1 protein-coding gene and 1 pseudogene are annotated in these 2,188 nt (G+C 75.3%); both read right to left on the bottom strand.

Features of this window, described 5'->3' with window-relative positions; genetic code table 11:
- Window positions 1–961 (bottom strand): annotated as a pseudogene (locus ABD224_RS28990) (2Fe-2S iron-sulfur cluster-binding protein); the annotation flags it as partial.
- Window positions 958–1,851 (bottom strand): FAD binding domain-containing protein, encoded by an 894-nt coding sequence (locus tag ABD224_RS28995; protein WP_344055256.1) that lies wholly within the window; start codon window positions 1,849–1,851, stop codon window positions 958–960. The gene ABD224_RS28995 and the pseudogene ABD224_RS28990, both read right to left, overlap by 4 nt.
- Window positions 1,852–2,188: the final 337 nt, after the last annotated feature.

A 2,188-nucleotide genomic window follows, 5' to 3' on the forward strand; every position in this document is an offset into this window, starting at 1 on the left:
GTTCCGGGCCCGCGTGCGGCGTCCCCGCCGGAGGGGTTTCCGTACGGGCGTCCGCCGCCCGCTCGCCGCCGTGCGCGCCGCCCGCCGGGGCTCCGGCCCGGTACGCGTCCTGGGCGGGCCCTGTGCCGCCGTACTGGTTCCCGGCCGGTCCGGCCGGCCCCTGCGCGTGCGTGCCGTCCGCCGGCTGCTGTTCGCCCGGCTGTCCGGCCGCACCCGGCTCGGGGCGCGGCCGGCTCCACGCCTCGCCCACCGCCTCCGTCGCCCACGGCGCGGGCGCGCCGCCGGGGAGGGTGGCCGGAGGGGTGCCGCCCCACTGCTGGATCAGGGACGATGTGGTGAACTCACCCGATTCGTCCGGGATGTCGCCCCTGGCGACGGGAATCGACCACTGTCCGGTCACGTCCTGGCCGGGTGCGCCCGGCACAGGTGTGCCCTGCGCGGGCGTGCCCTGCCCGGGCGCCCCTTGTCCGGGCACACCCTGCCCGGGTACACCCTGCCCGGGTACGCCCTGGCCGGGTACGCCCTGCCCGGGTACGCCCTGGCCGGGCACGCCCTGTCCGGGCGTGTGCGGGGCCTCGGCGGCCCGGCCCGCCTGGTTCGTGTCGAAGGTCCAGTGCTGGGTGGCCTGCGGGGGGTACGTGAACCGGTCGTCCGCCTGCGTACCCGTGTGCTGCGGCACGGCGTTGGGGTCGGGCCAGCGGGCACCCTCGGCGGATGCGCCGGGCACGGCCCAATTCCCGGTGCCCGTCGGGTCGGTGGCCGCCGTCTGCGTGGGCGTGAACTGCGGCGGCACATAGCCCTGTCCGGGCGCGGCGAGCGGGCTGTCGGCGGCCAGGAGGGCGTCGATGCCGCCCTCGGGCAACTGCACGAACGCGGTGGCACCGTCGTCGTAATCGCCCTGGGGCAGCGGATCCCAGCGACCGCTGCCCGGGACGCCTCCTCCGTGCTGGTCGTCGGTCACGACAGCGCCCTCCCCAATGCTCGTCGGGCCAGCGCGGCGACGGTGCGCCGCAGATGCAGTACGGCCGGCGGAAGCTGCTGCACGGTGCCGTCCTCGGCCGGGGCCGGGTCCGGGATGCAGGCTGCGGCGACGTACTCCCCGAAGGCGTTCAGCGCCTCCGGAACGATCACACGGCCCTTGTCCCAGTCGATGAGCTGGGCCACCCAGTGCTCGGCCTCCAGCGGTCTGAGCGGCATCGGTGCTATGGCGCCCACCGCACACCGCACCTGGCGCCGGGCCGGGTCGAGGACCAGCGCCACGGACGCCACCGCGCGGCCCGGGCCGGTACGGCCGGTCGCCTTCAGGAAGACCTGCGGCGCGTGCAGCAGCGGCACACGCACATAGCCGATGAGCTCGCCCGCGCGGAGCATCTCCACGCCGGCCAGCAGATGCGACACCGGGATCTCCCGGCGGGCTCCGCCCGGGCCCGCGATGATCAGTGTCGCCTCCAGGGCGGCCAGCACCGGCAGCGCGTCCCCGGTGGGGGCGGCCGAGGCGATGTTGCCGCCGAGGGTGCCCGCGTTGCGGATGTGCGGCGGGCCGGCCGCACGCGCCGCCGCCGCGAGGGCGGGAATGAGGGCGGCGAAGTCCGGCCGCCCCATGCGCGCGTGCGTGAGGCCCGCGCCGAGCAGTGCGTGGCCGTCCTGGTACTGCCAGCCGCGGATCTCGCTGATCCGGCCCAGGCCGACCAGCGCGGCGGGCCTGAGCTGTCCGGAGTTGACGGCGGTCATGAAGTCGGTGCCACCCGCCACGGGAACCGCGGCGGGCATGGCAGTGAGTGCCGCCACGGCCTCGTCCAGCGTCGTGGGCAGCGTGACACCCTGCCCCGCCTGCGGTGCGTGCGTGGTCAAAACCGGCTGCCCCTTCCCGCTGCCCCTCTGGTCCACCTGTGCTGCCGTACGGTACGTGCTGACAGTGCGGACGTGGCAACTCTGGCACATCTTTGCAGGGGCTGAAGACAGGGGTCCGCTAAGGGGTGTTCGCCCGTCTCACCAGTGACATGGTCCGTTTTGGCGCCCCCTCACCGATGCAGGCGCACTTCCGCCCTTCGCTGACGCTTGCGGTTTTTCTCCGGCGCCAGTTCGAGCCATATTCGGGCCGGATTCACGCCGGATTCCCACCGGATTCGCCCCGGCGAACGGCCGCCGCGGCGCCGGCCGCCCCGGCACCGGGGCGGCTACCGCAGCG

The organism is Streptomyces thermoalcalitolerans (assembly GCF_039525155.1).
Classification (GTDB): Bacteria; Actinomycetota; Actinomycetes; order Streptomycetales; family Streptomycetaceae; genus Streptomyces; species Streptomyces thermovulgaris.